Here is a 2701-nt window from a genome sequence, read left to right on the forward strand (position 1 = left end):
GTCCCGCGGCGACGACCGCAGTGTCGGCCTGTTCCTGGGACGTCTCCTGGCTCATCGCGCCGCCGCAGCTTCTGTCGGCACCGAAAGATCCACCATCCCCTGGGGTTTACCGTCCAGCACCAGCAGCAGATCGGCGACGAATTGCAGCACTGCCACGTCGCGCACCCGGTCGGCGCCGACGCTGTCGGTGATCCGCGGCAGCGGCAAGGTGATCAGCCCGCTCGCCGGGCGATAGTTGGCCGCGGGGTAGATCCGCTTGAGCCGAAGCTGTTTGGAATCAGGAAGATTCAGCGGCGCGATCTTCAGCGACGAGCCGGTGACCACGATCTCGGACACGTCGTACTCGCGCGCGAGCAGGCGCAGCTTGGCCACCGCCACCAGTCGCCCGACCTCCACCGGCAGCGGGCCGTAGCGGTCGACGAGCTCCTCGACGACCGCGGCCAGGGCCGAATCGTCCTGGGCGGAGGCGAGTTTGCGATAGCCCTCGAGCCGCAGCCGGTCGCTGGCGATGTAGTCGGGCGGGATGTGCGCGTCGACGGGCAGATCGATGCGCACCTCCTTGTTCTCCTCGGTGACGATCGGCTTGCCGTCGGCGGCCGCGCGGTAGGCCTCCACGGCCTCGCCGACCAGTCGCACGTACAGGTCGAAGCCGACACCGGCGACGTGACCGGACTGTTCAGCGCCGAGCACATTGCCCGCGCCGCGGATCTCGAGGTCCTTCATCGCCACGGCCATACCCGCACCCAGATCGGAGTTCTGCGCGATGGTGGCCAGGCGGTCGTAGGCGGTCTCGGTGAGCGGCTTCTCCGGCGGATACAGGAAGTACGCGTAGCCGCGCTCACGGGAACGACCGACACGACCACGCAACTGGTGCAGCTGCGAAAGGCCGAGGGAATCGGCACGTTCCACGATCAGCGTGTTCGCGTTGGAGATGTCGAGGCCGGTCTCGATGATCGTGGTGCACACGAGCACGTCGTATTCGCGCTCCCAGAATCCCTGCACGGTCTTCTCGAGCTGGTCCTCGTTCATCTGACCGTGCGCGACGACGACGCGCGCCTCGGGCACCAGATCGCGAATCTTCTTGGCGGCCTTGTCGATCGAGGACACCCGGTTGTGCACGTAGAACACCTGACCGTCGCGCATCAGCTCGCGGCGGATGGCGGCGGTGACCTGCTTGTCGTTGTAGGCGCCCACATAGGTGAGCACCGGATGACGCTCCTCGGGCGGGGTGAGGATGGTCGACATCTCGCGGATGCCGGCCAGGCTCATCTCCAGGGTGCGCGGGATCGGAGTGGCCGACATGGTGAGCACGTCGACGTGGGTGCGCAGCGCCTTGATGTGTTCCTTGTGCTCCACACCGAAGCGCTGTTCCTCGTCGACCACCACCAGGCCGAGGTCCTTCCAGCGCACACCGGTCTGCAGCAGCCGGTGGGTGCCGACCACGATGTCGACCGAGCCGTCGGCCAGCCCGGCCAGGATCTCCTTGGAGTCGGAGGCATCGGTGAAACGGGACAGCCCCTTCACCGTCACCGGGAAGCCCGCGACGCGTTCGGTGAAGGTCTGTAGGTGCTGCTGGGCGAGCAGCGTGGTGGGCACCAGCACGGCGACCTGCTTGCCGTCCTGCACCGCCTTGAACGCGGCCCGCACGGCGATCTCGGTCTTGCCGTAGCCCACGTCGCCGCAGACCACGCGGTCCATCGGCACCGCCTTCTCCATGTCCGACTTCACGTCGGTGATGGCGGTCATCTGGTCGACGGTCTCGGTGAACGCGAACGCGTCCTCCATCTCCTGCTGCCACGGGGTGTCCGGGGCGAAGGCGTGACCCGGCGCGGCCTGGCGCGCGGCGTAGAGCTGCACGAGCTCACCCGCGATCTCGCGAACGGCCTTGCGCGCCTTGCGTTTCGTGTTCGCCCAGTCGGAGCCGCCGAGCTTGGACAGGCTCGGCAGTTCGCCGCCGACGTAGCGGGAGAGCTGGTCCAGCGATTCCATCGGCACGAACAGGCGGTCGCCGGGCTGGCCGCGCTTGCTCGGCGCGTATTCGATCACCAGGTACTCGCGGCGTGCGCCGCCGATGGTGCGCTCGATCATCTCGACGAACCGGCCGATGCCGTGCTGGTCGTGCACCACCATGTCGCCCGAGGTGAGGGCGAGCGGGTCGACCTGGTTGCGGCGCTTGGCGGGCAGCCGCTTGCCCTCGGTGGGCGCGGTGACCCGGTTGCCGGTGAGATCGGACTCGGCGACGACCACCAGTCCGGCATCGTCGAAGATCAGCCCGTCGTGCAGCGAACCACACAGCACGCCCACCACTCCCGGCTCCGGCACCCCACCGGCGGGCAGCAGCGCGGCGGGCACTTCGGCCTCGCCGAGCCGTTCCAGTACACGCTGCGCCGTGCCGTGACCGGTGACCACGACGACCGCGCGACCGCCGGTGGCGACATGCGCGCGCAGCGACGCGAAGATGGTGGCGACCAGTTCCTCGGACCCGCGGGCGGTGGGCCCGGCGGCCACCGGCAGGTTCACCTCGATCGGGTCGCCGGAGCTGAGCGGGCTCAGCGTCCACCACGGCAGGCCGAGTTCGTCCGCGCTGGTGTGCAATTCGGGCAGGCTGCGGTAGCCGGAGGCAGCCAGGTCGAGGCCGTTGGCGCCCAGCGGCGCGTCGCTGCCGAACGAGGCGGCGGTCCACGAGGCTTCGAGGAACCTC

Annotated in this window: 1 protein-coding gene; it reads right to left on the reverse strand. The window is 68.9% G+C overall.

Features of this window, described 5'->3' with window-relative positions; all coding sequences use genetic code 11:
- Positions 1-51: 51 nt before the first annotated feature.
- Positions 52-2701, reverse strand: a 2650-nt coding sequence (gene mfd / locus ACFWF3_RS31390; RefSeq protein ID WP_379317376.1) for a transcription-repair coupling factor, incomplete at its 5' end; no start/stop codon positions are given.

This window comes from Nocardia sp. NPDC060220, assembly GCF_042727815.1.
In the GTDB taxonomy this organism is placed as follows: domain Bacteria; phylum Actinomycetota; class Actinomycetes; order Mycobacteriales; family Mycobacteriaceae; genus Nocardia.